The organism is Paenibacillus sp. Y859 (genome assembly GCF_056786405.1).
On sequence record NZ_JBXCIZ010000014.1, the window covers coordinates 25858 to 43435 of the forward strand.

The following is a 17578-nucleotide window of genomic DNA, read 5'->3' on the forward strand; positions in this document are numbered from 1 at the left end:
TTTGCGTACCCTGCGGCTTCCTTATCATAGAATTATCTCCTGCCCCATATATATTGAATTCACATATATATTAATTTAATAAATATAAAGAAAACCTTCAACCCTGTTTCATTGAAAGTTTCTGCTCAATAGTGTTTAATTTTCTTAGGATGTAATCACAATGAATTCTTATTTATATAAATTTAAAGAAGAGGTGGACAAATGAACTACAATAACCCAGTCATTAAAGGCTTTTACCCCGACCCAAGCGTTTGCAAAGTGGACGACACCTATTATCTGGTCTGCAGTTCCTTTCAGTATTTCCCCGGCGTTCCGATTTTTGAAAGCAAAGATCTGATAAATTGGACTCAAATCGGTCATTGTCTAACCCGAAAGAGCCAGATTCAGTTGGAAACCGTGAACAGTTCAGGTGGTGTATTTGCTCCCACCTTGCGTCATAACAATGGCCGGTTTTACATGACTACCACAAATGACACTACTCACCAAAACTTCTATGTCTGGACTGACGATATTTACGGCGAATGGTCTGAACCGATCTACGTCGATCAAGGCGGAATCGATCCAGATTTATATTTTGAAGATGGAATAACATATTTCATGAGCAATGGGACTGACGATTACGGAGTTGGCGGTATCATCCAATGCGAAATTGAAATTGAATCTGGCCGCAAGTTAACGCCAAGTCGTTCTGTCTGGCAAGGCTCAGGGGGACGTTATTTGGAAAGTCCTCATCTTTACAAAATGAATGGGCGCTATTATCTGATGGTATCTGAAGGCGGAACGGAATATGGCCATATGGTCACTTATGCGCGTGGAAACTCACCTTCCGGTCCGTTCGAAGCCTATAACAACAATCCTGTATTGACCAATCGTAATTTAGGTGGTTACGAGCTGCAAGGAGTCGGCCACGGTGATCTGGTTCAAGACCAGGAAGGGAATTGGTGGATCTTCCATCTCGGATTCCGGCAGACCGGTCAGTATCTTACGTTTCATCACTTAGGACGCGAAGTTTTTCTAACTCCGATTACTTTTGATGAAGACGGCTGGTTTACGGCAGGTCATAAAGGCACCACTCTTATGAGTTTCGAGACTGACCGTATCTCTAGCACAATCATTCAACAAGAGAAAAAGGCCTTCACGTTCGAGAACACGGATTGGAATCTAGACTGGTGTTATCTTCGACATCCGGTTACAGAAAATTATATGTTAGAATCCGATAAGGTAAAGCTTAAAGGAACGGAAGTGACGCTAGATGTTCCAGCATCACCAACCTTTATAGGTATTCGTCAAAAAGACTTTAACGCGGTCATTACTTGCGAGATCAGCCTAACCAATGGCGAAGCCGGCATTACACTCTACATGGACGAAAACCACCATTATGATTTAGCCTTGCGTAACCATCAACATGGATACGAGGTCATCGAACGACTTAATATTGGAGATATCAAATCAACTGAAAAAGCTATAGATTTGGGCCATTGCAATCATGCTACATTGGTTATTAAGGCCACTCCTACTCTTTATCACTTCTATGTTCAGATTGGAGATGCTGAGACGTTACTTGGATCCGCGCAAACGAAATATCTCTCTTCAGAAGTAGCGGGAGGATTTACAGGTGTACTTATAGGTTTATATGCCACTGGAGAAAGTCCTGACTACAATGCAGTATTTTCACATTTTAGCTGCGAGTACTCATAATGCATTTATCGTTTACTCTAGATAAATTGTAATCAGAGTTGCAATACGGTTATCGGCTCTTTGTGGCAGATTTCACCATTTCTTATCAGGTTTTTACTAGATACGTAAGTCGCAAGAAATCCTGATATCATTCGTCCAATGATGATTTCAATAAACAATATACTAGCAAATAAACTCGATGTTTGATTTTGAGAATCATACGATTGATACTCTTTTGGATTATAGATGGAGCATCCCATTCATTCCGTAGTTGGAATGCTCCTTTTGTGTCGAGGAAACATTATTTTTTATAAATAGCTTGAACCGCAGGCAATAACGTAACTACCTGTATCGTTAATCCTAAAGTAATGTACAACATATGCAAAAGTTCAACCGCATTAATCACATACACTTGTACCGTAATCCAGATAATAAGTGCAAACCCACTATACAACGAGAATGTCCAACTCCAATGTCGATCTTTAATAATATTTATTTTATCCGCTATCCTCCAATCCCATCTTGTCATGAGCGCAATGGATAAGAATAATGGGAATACACCTAAGACAATGAACAAAATAATACCTGGGATCAAGAAATCACTAAATGGTGACCTTTCTAAAATCGTCGAGGGTAGTCCCACTAAATTCCCTGTAGGATCAATCATTAATACCACACCACCGAATACAGCACCCACGCCTAAAAATAACTGTAAAATAAACAATACCCATGATCGTTCATGTTTAGACTTCACGATCTAACTCAACCTCCTCACGCATAATTGACCTTGCCTCATCCAATTTTACTGTTCAATTTGGTCCTATTATAGTTCATCAAGATTTCGGGTGAATGTTATAATTGTTACACTCATCATGATGGGGACACGTAATCCACTGCAGAGTCGACTTCTTGAACGCACCCGGGTTGCAGTAAGGAAGTCCAGCATACCCCGTTGACGTTATTGAACAAGAGAACGCGCATTAGTCATGAAGGTACATTAAATACATCTAAATTCAACCAAATCCCTCTGAAGCTAACTTTAGTTGCATGGAGTACATCTAGATTACTGGAATCCTCACTTTTCAGCGTTAGCGCCATTTTTAACTGCAGTTTTGACAACTAATTCTCCCCCCTTCTCTCTCACAACACACATAATATCAACGATAAAAATTCTATAACATTAGAAAAATTCAAATCAAAAAGCCCTGATGCATCAAGATTTCTTGATGATCAGGACTAAGATGTCTGCCTTGTTAACCGTCCTACCCTTTTCTAACAAGCGTGCGGTACATTAGAAACAGGAAATATGGAGCTCCAATCAGCATAATAATCAGACCTGATGGAATCTCTTTCGGTGCCATTATAGTTCTTCCGATCGTATCAGCAATGACGAGTAGCAATCCACCAAGAAGTCCCGACAAAATAATGGAGCGTCTTGTGTGATGCCCGATCATCATCCGTACGACATGCGGTGCCATGAGTCCGAGAAAGCCAATCGTTCCGACACTTGCAACAGCTCCTGATGCAAGCAAAACCCCGATAATCATTGCCCAGAGCCGCGTTCCCCGGACTGGCAAGCCAAAACCTGTTGAACTCTCATCGCCAAACGCCAGCAAATCGAATTTTCGTCCCAAATAATAAGCAACCGGTACAAGTACAAGTAGAAATATAAACAGGCTATAAAACTGACCCCAGCCTCGTCCATAGGTCGAACCCGTCAGCCAAATAAAGGAACTGCTACTATAGAAGCTTCCCTTGACAATCATGACCTGAATGCCTGCAGAGAAGATTGCTGATACGGCGATTCCAAGCAGGATGAGAACGGATGGATTTAATGCTTTCCGCCATGCTAGAAAAAACACAATGGCTGCTGCGACAACTCCACCCGTAATGGCCGCAAAGGGAAGTGCAACTATCGTCAATCCGGGCCATGCGACCAGCACGATCATCGCGCCAAGCCCAGCACCCGAAGTCACTCCGATAATGGAGGCGTCTGCTAATGGATTTCGGACAGCACTTTGGATTAAGACACCACTAATGGCAAGCGCGATACCGCCTGCAGCCGCAACGAGTGTACGCGGAAGTCGTAAATTTAGGAGGACGGAATATGATTGATCTCCCCCGCCAACAAGACTGCTCAGCAAATCGCTAATCGGTATTCTTGTTCCCCCAAGCGACAAGCTCACGAGGATGATAAAGATCAGTAGTATCGTCATGAATGTCGCTGTCGGAGCAAAGCGCATACGCTTTGCTGCCCCTCCTATACTCATGGATGACTGTACAGAGCCTGAACCGGATATGTTTTTCATCTTGGTGAGTACCAGCCAAATGAGCCATGGTGCTCCAATTATCGCCATGACCGCACCAACTGGCATTTCTCCGAAACTTCCTCGTACCATACGTGCAATCGTATCCGCTGCTGTAATGAGCAGTGCTCCCCACAACGCACTCGCGGGAATCAACAGACGATGCTTGCTTATTCCGCTAAGCCGAACAAGATGAGGTGCGACCAGACCGACAAAGCCGATAGGTCCGACCACACTGACTACGATCGCAGCCAGCAATACCGATAGCCCGAGGCCTACCGCCTTAATTAACCCTACACGCTGCCCAAGTGAGCGGGCGGTAGACTCATCAAGCTCGAGCGCATCGAATTGCCGTCCTGCGAACACCGCTACCCCAAGCAGTGCGATAACGAAAGGCCAGGCATATTGAACACCGTCCCAGTCAAGCTGGATTAAAGAACCCGCGCCCCATAAGAATAAATTTTGCGTTTCTGTTGTTTTGAAAATATGAATGGCCGATGTAAACGCTCCAAGTACCATGGATACAATCATACCTGATAAAGCAAGTCGAACAGGCGTGGCCGTTCGACCTCCGCTCAGGAAATAAGCAGCCAATGCCGCCAGCAGTCCACCCGCAACTGCCAACAAAAATGGAAACTGTTGTTGCATAACAGGGAATGCAACTACGCCAAGCACAACCATAAAATAAGCACCAGCATTGATTCCTAGCGTATCAGAAGAAGCTAGCGGATTTTTCGTTATCGTTTGCAATAAAGCGCCAGCCGCAGCAAGGGCAGCCCCGCCCAGAATCCCTATAACAGTGCGCGGCATTCGGATATCCCAAAGCAGATTATGCTCCATTATATCTCGACGGTTCAGTAATCCCTCGAATATGGTGGCGATCGGGATTTCGGCCTCTCCGAAACAGAGGCTCAGCACGAATAGAACAAAAAGGACGGCAATGCCGCCCCCAAATATTCCTATAAGCCGCCAGGTCATTCCGATAGGGACTTCTTTCTTATTCGTTTTGGTCATTAAGGCGCTCATTTTGTTAATGTATTTACAACTTCATCCACGATAACTTTGGAGGAGATGGGACCGCCGAACACCCATGTCGCGCTGTCCAATCCGAAGATGCGTTCTTCTTTAACGAAAGTAAGGCCGTTCCAAACAGAATTATCTTTTAGTTCATTCGAGAAAATATTATCATTCTCTTGCACGATATAGATTAGATTTGTGTCCTGGACCGCAGGTAATGATTCAACCGTTGATGTGCTGAAACCCCACATCTCGAATTGTTGAGATTCCCAGTCGTTCTTTAGGCCAATCCGGTTCAACGTTTGTACGGCAAGTGAGTTATCCGTAAAAAGACGTAACTGTGCTGCATTCTGATAGCTGTATGCCTGCGTCAGCACATAATTCAAGCCTTCCTTGCCTGCTGCAGCAAGCTTCGCCTTAGCATCTGCATAATGTGCATCTAGATCAGCAAGAACCTTGTCGCCTTCAGCTGTTTTTCCGACAGCCGCTGCAATTGTTTTGAAGATATCTTCCATTTGTGTATAATGATTTCCTTGCCCTTCAGGCGGGTAGAGACTGAAAATCAACGTTGGCGCAATACCTTTCAATTGATCATATATCGCGTCATGGCTATCAGTGATGGCAATAATCAAATCCGGCTGTAAAGAAGCAATTGTCTCTAGATTCGGTTCACCACGGGTACCGACATCCGTCACGCCTGCATCTAATGAAGCTTCAGAAGTTACATAAAGCTTATAGTTTTCATTATCGGCACTTCCTACTGGCTGCATTCCGAGCGCAATAATATCTTCTGTAAATGTCCACTCCAATACGACAACCTTTTGCGCAGGCTTATCCAACTTAAGCTCGCCTTTAGCATCTTTCAGTACAATCGGCTCGCTCACAGCTTCATTGCCTACATTTGTAGCGACTCCATTGCCAGTTGCCCCTTCGTCAGTTGCCGAACTATTCGGTTGGTTAGATCCGCAGCCCGCTACAACCAGTGTGAAAACGATAACCATAATTAAACTCAATAACTTTTTGTGCATTTTTATTTCCCCCTAGGTATGTATATAATAATTTTACATGATAATGATTATCATTACTAATGACATTCATTATTTTATATTCGTTTTCCCGGAAAGTCAACTTAAATTAATTATAAAAAGCGACCCTAGGGGCCGCTTTCTCTTATCTTGTATTATTCTTGAGTATACTTATCTTTATCTGATTCCGTAATTTCTCGGATGACTCTACAGGGATTACCTGCTGCAATAACACCAGAAGGAATATTTTTGGTAACGACACTTCCTGCACCAATAACTGTATCATTTCCAATCGTAATACCTGGAAGGATCGATACACCCCCTCCAATCCACACATTGTTTCCTATAGTGATGGGGTAAGCAATTTCCAATCCTTTATTCCTTTGCTCCCTATCAAGTGGGTGGCCGGCAGTATAAAATCCACAATTAGGTGCAATGAAGACATTATCTCCAAACGTTATTTTTGCAGCATCAAGCATGACACTATTATGGTTGCAGTAAAAGTTCTCTCCAATTTCAATATTATATCCTTGATCACATACAAACGGCTGTTCAATAAGAAAGTTACTCTTGGTTTTACCAAGTAGCTCTTTTATGATCTTGTTCCGTTCAACAATTTGCCTAGGACGAAGATGGTTATAATCGAAACATAATTCTTTCGCTCGCATTCGTTCTGCTAAAAGTTCTTTGTCATGATTATTATCATAAAGAAACCCTTTTTTAGCTTTTTCTTTTTCAGTCAATTTCATGAACTCAAATCTCCTTGAATAGTTATCATTTTACAAACTCTGGCTTTTGTCCTCAATCAATTGCATCGTTGTAATGCAAGTATTATCGTCTTTGAAGGTGGAAATCTCAGACTCTGCTGTCTTCCCATCGTGCTTGATCGTTATGCGGTACGTTGTATCACGAGGTAACCAAAAATCGATAAATCCGTTAGTTTGGGATGTCATTGTTTGATCTAATATCACGTTGCCTTCCATATCTGCGATGTGAACGTCAAACTCTTTCTCTATCATTTCCCCTTGACAGCCCGTCAAGCTATGAATTGCACAGGGATGAGTTTCCTTGACAAACGGTGCGATGGAAATAAAAAACTCATTTTCAGGTAAAGCATAGGTTAATTTCTTCTTGTTGCTCGCAGTTACGATGAGTTGCTCCGATGTGATTGAAGCGGACTGATCTTGTATGTTGTGAGCGCTGTACTCATATACCAATTGTTTAATGTCTTGCGTATCACTTTCATTAAGCGATTTTTTTTCAACGCCTCCAGCGAGTATATATGCCCCTAGCGCAACCACTACTAATCCAGTAGCCACCAATATCTTTTTTCTCAACTTCTACTCATCCCCCTACATCTACCACTTTCTTTAGTATAACTATTATAACTGATCTATCACAAGTCCAGTTAACTCTCTCGACTAATCATATAATTCAACAAATGTTTCAGAAACGCAGTATTTCGGGGTATTTCTTGCAATACTTCCATCGCAAGGCAGTAGTGCTCCCACATTTCTTTCTTGGCACCCTCCTGTCCAAGGACGGACACAAAAGTCGAGCTGTTGTTCTCTACGTCTTTGCCAGCAGGCTTACCCAGTGTAAGCAGGTCGCCTTCCATATCAAGCAAATCATCTTTAATCTGAAAAGCAATACCTGCATGATAGGCGAATTTCTTCAAATCTATGATTTCTGATTCCTTAACCTCAGCGAGAATAGCAGGCATAATGAGAGAAGCTTCAAATGCAATGCCCGTTTTGTAAAAGCACATCATATTCAATTGCTCTAGTGTCAGTATTTTCCCTTTCGATTGCAAATCCATCTCTTGTCCCATACACATCTCTGCTGTCTTGTCGGCTGAATACTGCATTAACGCAAGCACGCTTGAGGCATTGAAATGCTCAAGTGACGCTTGTTCTTTAATTGCCTTCTGCATAAGGAACAACCCGGTTAATTCTGCAGTAGCAATATTATGAACCTGATGCAAAGTTGGACGACCTCTACGGGTAGAAGCGTTATCCTGGGAAGGGAGATCGTCGAAGATTAGGGAGGCCGTATGCATATATTCCAAAGATCTCAGAAGCGGAGCAATTTCCGAAGCCTGTAATCCATATTCATTCACACCCATGACCCAAGTCAATATAGGTCGGATACGCTTGCCATCCCCTTCGAGACTGTAATTTGCAGCATCAATAAGCGGCTCCTTCATGGGTGAGATCCCATTAGGTTTGGGTATGTGCAACATGTTGTTGATCTGCTGACGAACCACTTTGATCATATCGGAAAAGTCTTCTTTTTCCTTACGGTTGTTTTGTAGAGCCGTAACCATCTGATCCCGAAGCAGCTTATCGAAGAAATCCACATCATCCACTTTTCGAACGATATGTTGGATAAGTCGATTGAATTCTGGATGGCCAGAAGCAAAAATCTTCATTATTTCATTATACTTTTCAGTACCCAGGCGGCTTTTACAACGTTTAAGTCCATTGATTGCACGATCTAGAATGACCTCACGGGTCTTGGCATCCGAATGATGCACGTTATGGATCAAATGAGAGATAACCGTCCAGTATAATTCAAAAGGGTTTATTAGATCAGGACGCTGATCATGGTGTTGCAAATAGTAGGTATAGGGGGTTACTGCGCCATCTTTCATATCATCAAACATATCCGCGAAATCATCAGCCAACTGATTGTAGATGCCATAATAGAAAGTTCGCTGATCAAAGTCTTCATCTACTGGAGCACTAATGACGGAACGGACGATTAAGCGGGAAGATGACGATTTTAAAATAATGGGGATATATAACTCTTCATTAGAGTAATCCGCATGAGACAGATCCTTATTCCGGTCCATTTCCTGAGAATGAAAGAACACATAGGACTGCTCGAAGAATGCACTCTGTGTATCAGATCGTTGATAGTTATGAATATATTCAAAAGCTTCCCCTAACTCGGCATGTATATATTGAATCAGTTCCATATTACTTCCATCCCACTTACTTAAATCCGGCACAGCCCCCATGAGAAGTGCGGTACGTATCATATGGGAATATTGTTCTTTCTCTTGAGTGGTTAAAACTTGCGAATCGAGAAGATCGTCAACGAAAGGATAAGACAGACCATAGGAATAACCAAGTCTAATGGCTTCACCAAGTCTTTGAGAACGCTCGGCAGGCGTGATGTTAGCCTCCATCTCTTCAACGACATGCAACATAACCCCAATAATGATCTTGATCAGCTTACGCTGGGAGTGCTCTGCATTCATTTCCTTCGGTATGTTGGAAGATACAGTTCTGAGTTTGTTAATCACCCAGATCATATCGGTTTCTATGCCTTCCTTCTGAGCCATCCGATACAACGTAGCCAAACTCATAACATCCGGTTTATTCCCCTCATTGGTTGTCGAATGTATCAAGTGACTTTTGATATCGGCAACTACACGTTGAATCCTGCTCTGTGTATCAGGCGAATCCAATGCTTTACCCAGATCCCTCATATACATATAAGAAACACTTCGATCTAAGTAATCATCCAATTTTCCTGTATCATTCAACCACCCTATATATCTATGGTAATCCGTAGAATCCGGCTTGCTCTTTCCCTTCGAAAAAAAGGATAGCCATGAATGTTGGTGAATATGGCTCTTTTTCCACAATTGGATATCTTCAGTCAGAATAGGCACATAAGTCTTTGCTCTGACTTGCTCATACAGTGTTGCAAAATACTGAGCTGCTTTCTGCTCAGCTAGCCGATACACTCTATCGGCATGGTCTATCATTTCCTCATTCATACGATACATTACCTCAACTTCTTTTTTTAGTTATTCCTCGTATCATGTTCATATCTTATACGGGAAAGAATGAGTTTGGTTACGAAATCGTTATGAGGGTTTTAATTCAAAATAAATAGGATAATGTATGGCACATTTCTCATTAAAGATAGCTTGGCAATGTGGGCAGCTAGCTGTATGCATATACTGTTGAATCGTCAACTCCTTGTGACAGCTACCGCACAGGATTGCCAATTCGTCAAACTGCTCCTGCGGCCAGCGCTCGATGTTGTGATCTGCATGCTCTTCATGGCATTTGTAGCAAGGATAGTAGCGGTTGCAGCATTTAAACTTCATAGCGATAATATCCTTTTCTGTATGATAATGAACACAACGTGTTTCATTGTCCACCACTACCCCGTAAATGTTCACCTAAACTCCCCCCATTTTTAATAGTAGCAGAGTCACCGTCATTAGAACGGCGATTCCCGCTACTAGAGCATCGAGTTGCTGAAATTTCAATTGTTTATAGGCAGTTCTCCCTTTACCATTACCATAAGCACGCGCTTCAATCGCGTAAGTCAACTGCTCGGCGCGTTGAATGATCGTGAAGAGTAAAGGGATGAGAACCGGAATATAAGCGAGAATACGTTTGGGTAACGTCAAAGCCGAAATATCATAACCTCTAGCCTTTTGTGCCAGAAGAATACGATCAAGTTCCTGTAAGATGGTCGGTATGAACCGTATCGCAATGACGATCATTAATGAAAACTGCTCCACAGGCACATGTATTTTGGATAACGGTGCTAATAACTTTTCTAGACCATGGGCTAAGGTTAGCGGTTTTGTGGTTAACGTTAATATGGAAGCGAGTAAGATGAGTAAAATAATTCGCCAGACGTAACGTATCCCGTTCTGCAATCCATCTAGTGTCACCTCAATGAATGACCAGGACCAAATGACATTTCCTGTCGTGAATAAGACATGGTATACAAAGGTGAACATCAAAATAAACAAAACAGGCTTTAACCCTTTCCCAAATACGTGAAATGGGATTCGGGATAGCAACAAAATGCCTAAAACGAAGAGGGTTGCAACTGCATAGCTCATGAACGATTCTAACATTAGGAAGCTCAATATGATGATAATAATGCTTACAATCTTTGTCCGTGGATCTAGACGGTGAAATAAGGAATGGGTCTCCAAATATTGTCCTATTAATACGGTATTAGACATTTAGCAACTCCTAGTGTGCCATATTGGCCACACTTTCTCGATAATATCCTGCTCTCTACAGCTTGCGACTTCAATTTTCTGACCAGATAATTCCTCCACTAAATGTAAGAGTTGCACCGGTTCTGGCAGTGACAATCCGAATTTCGCAAGCAATTGCGCCTGTTCCAGAAATAAAGTCCTGGTATCTAAATGCCCCATTAGCTGTCCTGCGTGAAGTACCATGACCTCATCCGAGTATTCAGCAACATCGTTCATTTGGTGTGATACGAAGAGAATAGTGCGTTTTTCTTGTTGTTGCCATTCTTGTAGTAATCGTAATAAAGCGACACGGCTTACGGGGTCGAGACCTGCTGTTGGTTCGTCTAATATAAGTAGCTTCGGATCCATCATCAATACCGAGGCGATCGCTACACGGCGTTTCTGCCCCCCGCTTAATTGAAACGGAACCAAAGGAAGAATCTCTTCCGACAAACCCACTTGCGGTAAAATAGTTTCTATTGCCTTCGTTATCTGCTGAGGTGAATAACCGCGCAGCTTCGGGGCAAAGGCAAGCTCCTTGTACACGCTCGTTTCAAATAATTGATGCTCCGGATATTGAAATACGTAGCCTATGTCAGAAACGACCTTTAGTCGACCTTTGCCATCCCTATGAATGGGCTGCTGATCAATCCAATACTCACCATCGACGCTAGGAATTAGACCCTTCAACACTTTGATGAGTGTAGACTTGCCAGCTCCCGTGTGTCCAATGATGGAAATCCATTTTCCTTCTTGGATAGTGCAACTGATATTCTGCAAAGCCACTATATCAGCATAGTTGACGCTCACATTGTTTAGTTGATAGACCATTGTAAGGTAATCATCTCCTTCCAATCTGCCGTTAAAGGGGTTGATTGATGGAACAGTTTATTTAATCGTACCGCAAAGGGCGGTTCTAATTGATAGTCCACGACAGGCACGGTTTCAAAAAAGCTTGAAGGATCGCCATCAAATTCCAATCGGCCATTATGTATGAGTAAAATACGATCTACAGAAAGCACTTCCTCCATATGATGTGTGATATGAATGATGGTCATGCCTTGGCGGTGAAGCTCATGCATAATGGAAAGTACTTGCTCCCTTCCCTGTGGATCAAGCATGGAGGTAGCCTCATCAAAAATAATGATCTGAGGGCGCATCGCCACGATAGCCGCAATCGCTACGCGTTGCTTTTGACCGCCGGATAACTGATGTGGCATCGACTCCAAGTAATCCTCCATCTGAACAGCTCGTAGTGCATGATCCAAGCGACTGCGTATTTCCTCCCTTGGCACACGAATATTTTCCAATCCGAATACGATCTCATCCATAACCGTTGTGGTGATGAATTGGTCTTCTGGATTCTGGAATACAAAGCCTATGTGTTCATGGATCTTATCAAGATCTGCTGGCCTTGACGTATCCAGACTCTTAAATGTGACACGGCCTTCCTTTGGAAGCAGCAATCCATCCATTAGCTTGGCAATCGTAGACTTACCGCATCCATTAGCTCCGACAATCGCCACAAACTCACCTGTTTCAATTGTAAAGCTCATATTGTCTATGACAGATTGTCCCTTTTTATAATAAAAATGAACATGATCGAATGTAAGCATGTAGATACTTCCCTTCTGATGCTACCATTATGAGTTATTCACTTTTTCTTCAATCGGACTGACTGCTTTTAATTGTATTACGATCATCGCTGCGATAACGGCTTTAATGCAATCTCCAGGTAAAAATGCGGTAGCACCCACAAGTCCTGCCCATACAGATGTATGTGTAATGAGGGCCATGACTGGTGCACCGATTAAACTTACAAGTATAACACCACCAACCAAATTAATGATGATAACTTTCCATAATTTTAACTTGGACCATATCTTTTCTGTCATATAACCGATACAGAATACGGCTATTGGCCAGCTTAGAAAGTATCCAGCAGTCGGTGCTATGAATGCAGAGAGCCCTCCACGTCCTCCAGACAATAAAGGTAAACCTAGAGCGACTAATACGATAAACAAAATCAAGCTAAGCGTACCCGTTTTCTTTCCTAAAAAACAACCGGTTAGCATGACGCCAAGTGTCTGTACTGTGATGGGTACGGGGATAAAACCTAGTGGAATCGGTGGAATCATACCTAATACTCCTATTAATGCAGCGAATAATGCAGCAAATACCATCTCTTTTGTCTTCATCTTACGACCTCCGTTGTTATCATTGAAATTGAAATTGAAATTTCTACTAGAGTCGACATCTATGTATTAGCTAAATCATAACTTGATAATTCCTTGTTGTAAACCTAAAAATTATTATAGGTTAACAATCAATGACGCTATTTGAGCACTAGTAACAAAAGAACCGGCAACCACTCAAAAAGTTGGTTGCCGTTGCATTGGCAGGGATCGAACAATGATAGGTTACTTCGTCCTCTTCAATGGTATAGCTGACTGCCCTATCTACGAATAAGCCTTGTTCATCACGGTAGTCTACCGATTGAACAAGGCTTATTCGTTATTATTTACTCCTGTTGGAGTTGCTCGGGCAGCATCCGTTTATTGGATGAACTGATGAAGCTCTGCCGTACTTGCTTTATACTGTGGTTTGAATTCCTCAGATGTCATATAACTAGTTAGGCTGGACAGGAACTGTCTTCCTTCCGGTGTTTCCCCTACTTTGCTCGCGTCCAATGCACATATCATCAGGTTGCCAGAACCTACTTGACACTCAAAGAGTAAACCTAGTTTATGATTGCGCTCAAAGTTGTCAATCGTCTGCACGATGGGACTCCATTCTCGATTCGTTCCATCCAAAATGATCGACTTCGAGTGTTGAACGATATTCCACCATGGATAGGTAGAGAATTCTTCACTTGGGAAGTCATGGAATACAGGGTGGCTGTTGTCGATCAGCAGCCCCATAGTGCCGATAGGTACTGGGCGGTTCATGCTCTCGGAGATAGAGCGGAACATTGGGTAGCACCAGAAATCAGTACAATAGGTGCCTTCGACGGCGTTGTGGAGAGACTCCGGTCTCGGCATAAGCAACACATTTTCACCTTGCTCCAGCAGTGCAAGCGCCTCTTCGGAAAGTTCCTCGAATAAGTGGATGCCCTCAAGCACGCTACCGCTCTTCTGCGGATAGATCCACAGGTCGTAGGTCTTGCGGATATCCGTTCCCTCTATCCACAAGGAGAATACGACTTTATTCATCCGCTCGACGACGGGAAGATCGATAGCCACCTGGCAGATATCTATGTAATTCGCCTCTGCTGGGACTACTGCTGTGGCGCTGCCTTCCGCCAGCGTTCCTCCGTCTGTGCTCAGCTCCCAGTGAAGTGCAAGCGTATCAGGTGTCCCACTCCGGTACCAGCATAGCTCGACGTCGGCGCTGAACCGTTCACCGGAGATATAGTTGTACTTCGGAAATCTCGCCATGAGAACCGCATCACTGCAGAATGTGCGCCATTCCTCCGCCGTTATCATTCCCTTGGAATCCATAAAGGCGTCGAGGATGCCAACTAACGCCGTTCCTTGTCCGCTGAAATCCTGCAGATCCAGCAGTTGGAAGCCGGCAAGTTTCCGGGAGCGGAATGCGGCCTCTAGTTCCTCTTTGTAGCAGGCTACAGCCAGCTGACCTGAGCATTCGAAGTATTTGTCAGCGAGGTGGCCTAGCCCTTTACTTTCCAGTCGTTCTCGGAAAATCTTGAAATTCTCGGCTTTGAGTGGCCCATTGTATTTCTCGATTTCCTTATAATCTGGATAGGTCGCATATTGTCCAATCTCATGAGAGATAACCGGAATCTGCGGAATCCATTCCCCTGTCGCATCACCAAGCTCTACCGTCTTGGCTTCAGTGCCGTACTGGATCTGGATCGTACCTCCAGCTTCTGCGGCATCCCCATTCTGTAGATCGGGAGGAACAATCTGATCGTCATAGTCCTTCATCGTTCCTGGCAGATCCGTCTGGATATGTCCTTGGGGTGCGTCGCACATCGCATAGGAGCCCCTGAATAAGCGATCCTTGGAAAAGCGTACTCCACTAAAGAAATCGTCATGCTCCAGAATTTCCGGTACAAATTGATGGTTATTGGATCCCTGTGTGTACAGATGTCTGTTATCGAATGCTTTATAGTCTTTCAGAATAGAATCTATCTTAGTTCTGCTACCCCATAGCTCGTTACCGAGTGACATCATAACGAAGGATGGATGATTACCGAACGCTTGCAGAATAGCATATCCCTCACTGATCAGATAATCCTGCTCCGCCTGATTATGACCCTCATCGGTTTCTTCCGTAATCGTTCCCCAGAACGGCAGCTCCGGTTGCATGTAAATGCCGAGCATATCCGCTGCAGTAAACGCTGCTTCAGGTGGGCAGCAAGTGTGGAAACGGTAATGATTGATGCCGTAGGTCTTCGCAATCCCAAGGATTCTCAGCCATTCCTCTACGTCAGTCGGCGCATACCCGGTCAACGGGAAAATCAAGCCATCATGTTTGCCGCGGAGAAAAGTCTTCTCTCCGTTGATTGTAAACTTGTCACCTTCCGTTCTGAACGCGCTTAGCCCAAAGATCAAGTCGTGTCGGTCGATGGCTACCCCTTCTCTGTCTTTCAGAACGATGCTTATGTTGTAGAGATTGGGTGCGGCTTCGCTCCAGAGCAGCGCGTCCGTTCCCAACTCATAGACGATAGAGAACTCGCCCGATGATATTGCAAACTCCTGCTCGGACACGGAGTGTGTCGATAGACTGTTAAAGCTTGCAGCTGTTACAGCAACCGGGCCTTCAACCATGCCTTTCAGGGATGCTGTGATTTTGATCGACCGTGTGGATATATCTGGATCGAGCCGGATTTCGCCCAAATATGACTCACCGTAAAATTGAAGTTCGATCCGGCCGGTGATTCCATTCCAGTTAGTCTGCGTATCTGGCGAAGTTAAATGTCCTCCTTTGGTCGGATAACCAGTATTGTCGACCCGGATGGTAATTGTCTGACTGCCTGCCCGTAGCTGGTCGGTCAATTCGTAAATATGAGGGGTGTTCAGACTATCACGGCTGCCAATCTCTTGATCGTCCAGCCAGAGCGTCGTCAGCCGTGTTCGTTCCAGATATAGAAAACATGCCTTTCCGGCGAGTTCATCCGGAATGACTACCTCCTTCGAATACCAGGCCTGTCCCTCAAAGAGGTATTCATCCGTCAGAGCTCCGACTGAAATATCCTTGTTCTTCGGTCCCTTACGGGCGTACGATGTCGTGCCTGGCAATGTTATGACATCCGCAAAAGGAAGCAATCTTCCTTGTCTCTTCTCATCTAATTGCAACTTCCATTCACCTTCAAGGTTGATCATTGTCTGCATAAATATCACTCCTAATCGCTGTTTGAATATCATAATCACTTATATGGATGTCCAGAGCAATACCTAAAGCCAGCTTAGCAAGCTGACTTCCAATAAAAGGGCCCATTGTCAACCCTGACGCTCCTAATCCGTTAGCGGCAATAAGACCTTCCCAGCCGGGAACAGCACCCATCACGGGGAGAAACCCCGGGGTAAATGGGCGGAATCCAACACGCACCTCTTGAAAGGTGCTATTTGCTAAGTCAGGTGCCAGAGCTAATCCTTTATTCACAATTTCTTGTATTCCACCTGCGGTTACTCTTGTATCATAGCCTTCAATGTCATTCTCATGAGTCGCACCTATTACGATTTTCTGATTATCAAAAGCGAGCAAGTATTGATCCGTAGGTGGTATGATGACAGGCCATATGCCTGTATCTTGTTGATTTGGAACTTGTAAATGCATAATTTGCGCTTTCTGATAGCTAACTTTAAAGTCAATGCCTAAGGGCAGTAGCAATTGATTTGCCCATGCACCTGCACATACAATGACTTCGTTAGCAGAGTAACTTTCATTCCCAACCGTTACGCCTGTTACACGATTGGATTGATAATTAATCGTCGCATCCCCGTTGATTAGGACAGCCCCATTTCTTTGTGCTGATCGAACCAATGCATCGCGAAGTGCCCGACCATCTATTCGGGCGGCACCGCTAATATGTACAGAATGATAACCTTCCGCTAACAAGGGAAACAACGCATGTGTTTCTTGTTCATTATACCTTGTAATTTCCCCGACTTCTGGTGCATCCTCTCTTCGTAGATATGCGCGCTCCTCCATCTTTCTGATTTTCTCCAAATCATCATGAATACATAGCGCACCAACTTGAGCATAGCCTGTGTCTGTTTCACCCTCTTTTTCGAGTTCCTTAATCAACTCTGGATAGAAGCGCGCACCTGCTTTTGCCAACTGGTACCAAGCTTGATTACGTCTTTGTGATAGCCAAGGGCAGATAATTCCTGCGGCGGCATCCGTCGCCTGTCCTTGATCTTTGCGGTCAACAATAATGACCTCTGCCCCCATCTGGGCTAAATGGTATGCTGTCGATGCCCCAAGAATTCCTGCTCCAATGACGATGACTTTCCGCATGTTTACATCCCTTTCCTAGATCAACTGTTTCTAGTATAACAAAT

15 protein-coding genes are annotated in these 17578 nt (G+C 43.8%); 1 reads left to right on the forward strand and 14 read right to left on the reverse strand.

Annotation, left to right across the window (positions count from 1 at the left end; genetic code table 11):
• Positions 1-201 precede the first annotated feature (201 nt).
• Entirely contained in the window at positions 202-1698 is a 1497-nt protein-coding gene (locus tag AC1TO8_RS20360; RefSeq protein WP_482057456.1) for a glycoside hydrolase family 43 protein, read from the forward strand.
• A 280-nt stretch (positions 1699-1978) separates the two neighbouring features.
• On the opposite strand, the gene AC1TO8_RS20365 is transcribed toward AC1TO8_RS20360, so the two are convergent.
• From AC1TO8_RS20365 to AC1TO8_RS20430, 14 genes are all read right to left on the reverse strand, one after another.
• On the reverse strand, positions 1979-2431 hold the full coding sequence (locus tag AC1TO8_RS20365; protein ID WP_482057457.1) for a hypothetical protein: 453 nt from the start codon (positions 2429-2431) through the stop codon (positions 1979-1981).
• A 230-nt stretch (positions 2432-2661) separates the two neighbouring features.
• The gene (locus AC1TO8_RS20370) at positions 2662-2796 is read right to left on the reverse strand and encodes a hypothetical protein (RefSeq protein WP_482057458.1); all 135 of its coding nucleotides are present in this window, start codon (positions 2794-2796) and stop codon (positions 2662-2664) included.
• A gap of 143 nt (positions 2797-2939) precedes the next feature.
• Positions 2940-4997, reverse strand: coding sequence for an iron ABC transporter permease (locus AC1TO8_RS20375; RefSeq protein WP_482057459.1), 2058 nt, complete (start codon positions 4995-4997; stop codon positions 2940-2942).
• 8 nt (positions 4998-5005) lie between these two features.
• Positions 5006-6028, reverse strand: coding sequence for an ABC transporter substrate-binding protein (locus tag AC1TO8_RS20380; RefSeq protein WP_482057460.1), 1023 nt, complete (start codon positions 6026-6028; stop codon positions 5006-5008).
• 152 nt (positions 6029-6180) lie between these two features.
• The gene (locus AC1TO8_RS20385; RefSeq protein WP_482057539.1) at positions 6181-6768 is read right to left on the reverse strand and encodes a sugar O-acetyltransferase; all 588 of its coding nucleotides are present in this window, start codon (positions 6766-6768) and stop codon (positions 6181-6183) included.
• Between the two features lie 36 nt (positions 6769-6804).
• Positions 6805-7362 carry a CueP family metal-binding protein gene (locus AC1TO8_RS20390; RefSeq protein WP_482057461.1) on the reverse strand — a complete coding sequence of 186 codons (558 nt, stop codon included), beginning with the start codon at positions 7360-7362 and terminating at the stop codon, positions 6805-6807.
• A gap of 71 nt (positions 7363-7433) precedes the next feature.
• Positions 7434-9824 (reverse strand): polyprenyl synthetase family protein, encoded by a 2391-nt coding sequence (locus tag AC1TO8_RS20395; protein WP_482057462.1) that lies wholly within the window; start codon positions 9822-9824, stop codon positions 7434-7436.
• A gap of 81 nt (positions 9825-9905) precedes the next feature.
• Positions 9906-10226, reverse strand: coding sequence for a CHY zinc finger protein (locus AC1TO8_RS20400; RefSeq protein WP_482057463.1), 321 nt, complete (start codon positions 10224-10226; stop codon positions 9906-9908).
• Positions 10227-11030: an energy-coupling factor transporter transmembrane component T family protein gene (locus AC1TO8_RS20405; RefSeq protein WP_482057464.1), complete on the reverse strand. Its 804-nt coding sequence runs from the start codon at positions 11028-11030 to the stop codon at positions 10227-10229.
• Entirely contained in the window at positions 11031-11879 is an 849-nt protein-coding gene (locus AC1TO8_RS20410; protein WP_482057465.1) for an ATP-binding cassette domain-containing protein, read from the reverse strand.
• Positions 11864-12664, reverse strand: coding sequence for an energy-coupling factor transporter ATPase (locus tag AC1TO8_RS20415; RefSeq protein WP_482057466.1), 801 nt, complete (start codon positions 12662-12664; stop codon positions 11864-11866). The genes AC1TO8_RS20410 and AC1TO8_RS20415 overlap by 16 nt, the downstream gene beginning before the upstream one ends.
• A gap of 27 nt (positions 12665-12691) precedes the next feature.
• Positions 12692-13246: a biotin transporter BioY gene (locus AC1TO8_RS20420; protein WP_482057467.1), complete on the reverse strand. Its 555-nt coding sequence runs from the start codon at positions 13244-13246 to the stop codon at positions 12692-12694.
• A gap of 357 nt (positions 13247-13603) precedes the next feature.
• Positions 13604-16405 (reverse strand): glycoside hydrolase family 2 TIM barrel-domain containing protein, encoded by a 2802-nt coding sequence (locus AC1TO8_RS20425; protein ID WP_482057468.1) that lies wholly within the window; start codon positions 16403-16405, stop codon positions 13604-13606.
• Positions 16383-17534 (reverse strand): NAD(P)/FAD-dependent oxidoreductase, encoded by a 1152-nt coding sequence (locus AC1TO8_RS20430; RefSeq protein ID WP_482057469.1) that lies wholly within the window; start codon positions 17532-17534, stop codon positions 16383-16385. The genes AC1TO8_RS20425 and AC1TO8_RS20430 overlap by 23 nt, the downstream gene beginning before the upstream one ends.
• Positions 17535-17578: the final 44 nt, after the last annotated feature.

Bases quoted from the DNA above. Each gene is read 5' to 3' on its own strand.
- AC1TO8_RS20360 (WP_482057456.1), top strand. From the start codon at position 202: ATGAACTACAATAACCCAGTCATTAAAGGCTTTTACCCCGACCCAAGC.
- AC1TO8_RS20375 (WP_482057459.1), bottom strand. From the start codon at position 4,997: ATGACCAAAACGAATAAGAAAGAAGTCCCTATCGGAATGACCTGGCGG.
- AC1TO8_RS20380 (WP_482057460.1), bottom strand. From the start codon at position 6,028: ATGCACAAAAAGTTATTGAGTTTAATTATGGTTATCGTTTTCACACTG.
- AC1TO8_RS20395 (WP_482057462.1), bottom strand. From the start codon at position 9,824: ATGTATCGTATGAATGAGGAAATGATAGACCATGCCGATAGAGTGTAT.
- AC1TO8_RS20405 (WP_482057464.1), bottom strand. From the start codon at position 11,030: ATGTCTAATACCGTATTAATAGGACAATATTTGGAGACCCATTCCTTA.
- AC1TO8_RS20410 (WP_482057465.1), bottom strand. From the start codon at position 11,879: ATGGTCTATCAACTAAACAATGTGAGCGTCAACTATGCTGATATAGTG.
- AC1TO8_RS20415 (WP_482057466.1), bottom strand. From the start codon at position 12,664: ATGCTTACATTCGATCATGTTCATTTTTATTATAAAAAGGGACAATCT.
- AC1TO8_RS20420 (WP_482057467.1), bottom strand. From the start codon at position 13,246: ATGAAGACAAAAGAGATGGTATTTGCTGCATTATTCGCTGCATTAATA.
- AC1TO8_RS20425 (WP_482057468.1), bottom strand. From the start codon at position 16,405: ATGCAGACAATGATCAACCTTGAAGGTGAATGGAAGTTGCAATTAGAT.
- AC1TO8_RS20430 (WP_482057469.1), bottom strand. From the start codon at position 17,534: ATGCGGAAAGTCATCGTCATTGGAGCAGGAATTCTTGGGGCATCGACA.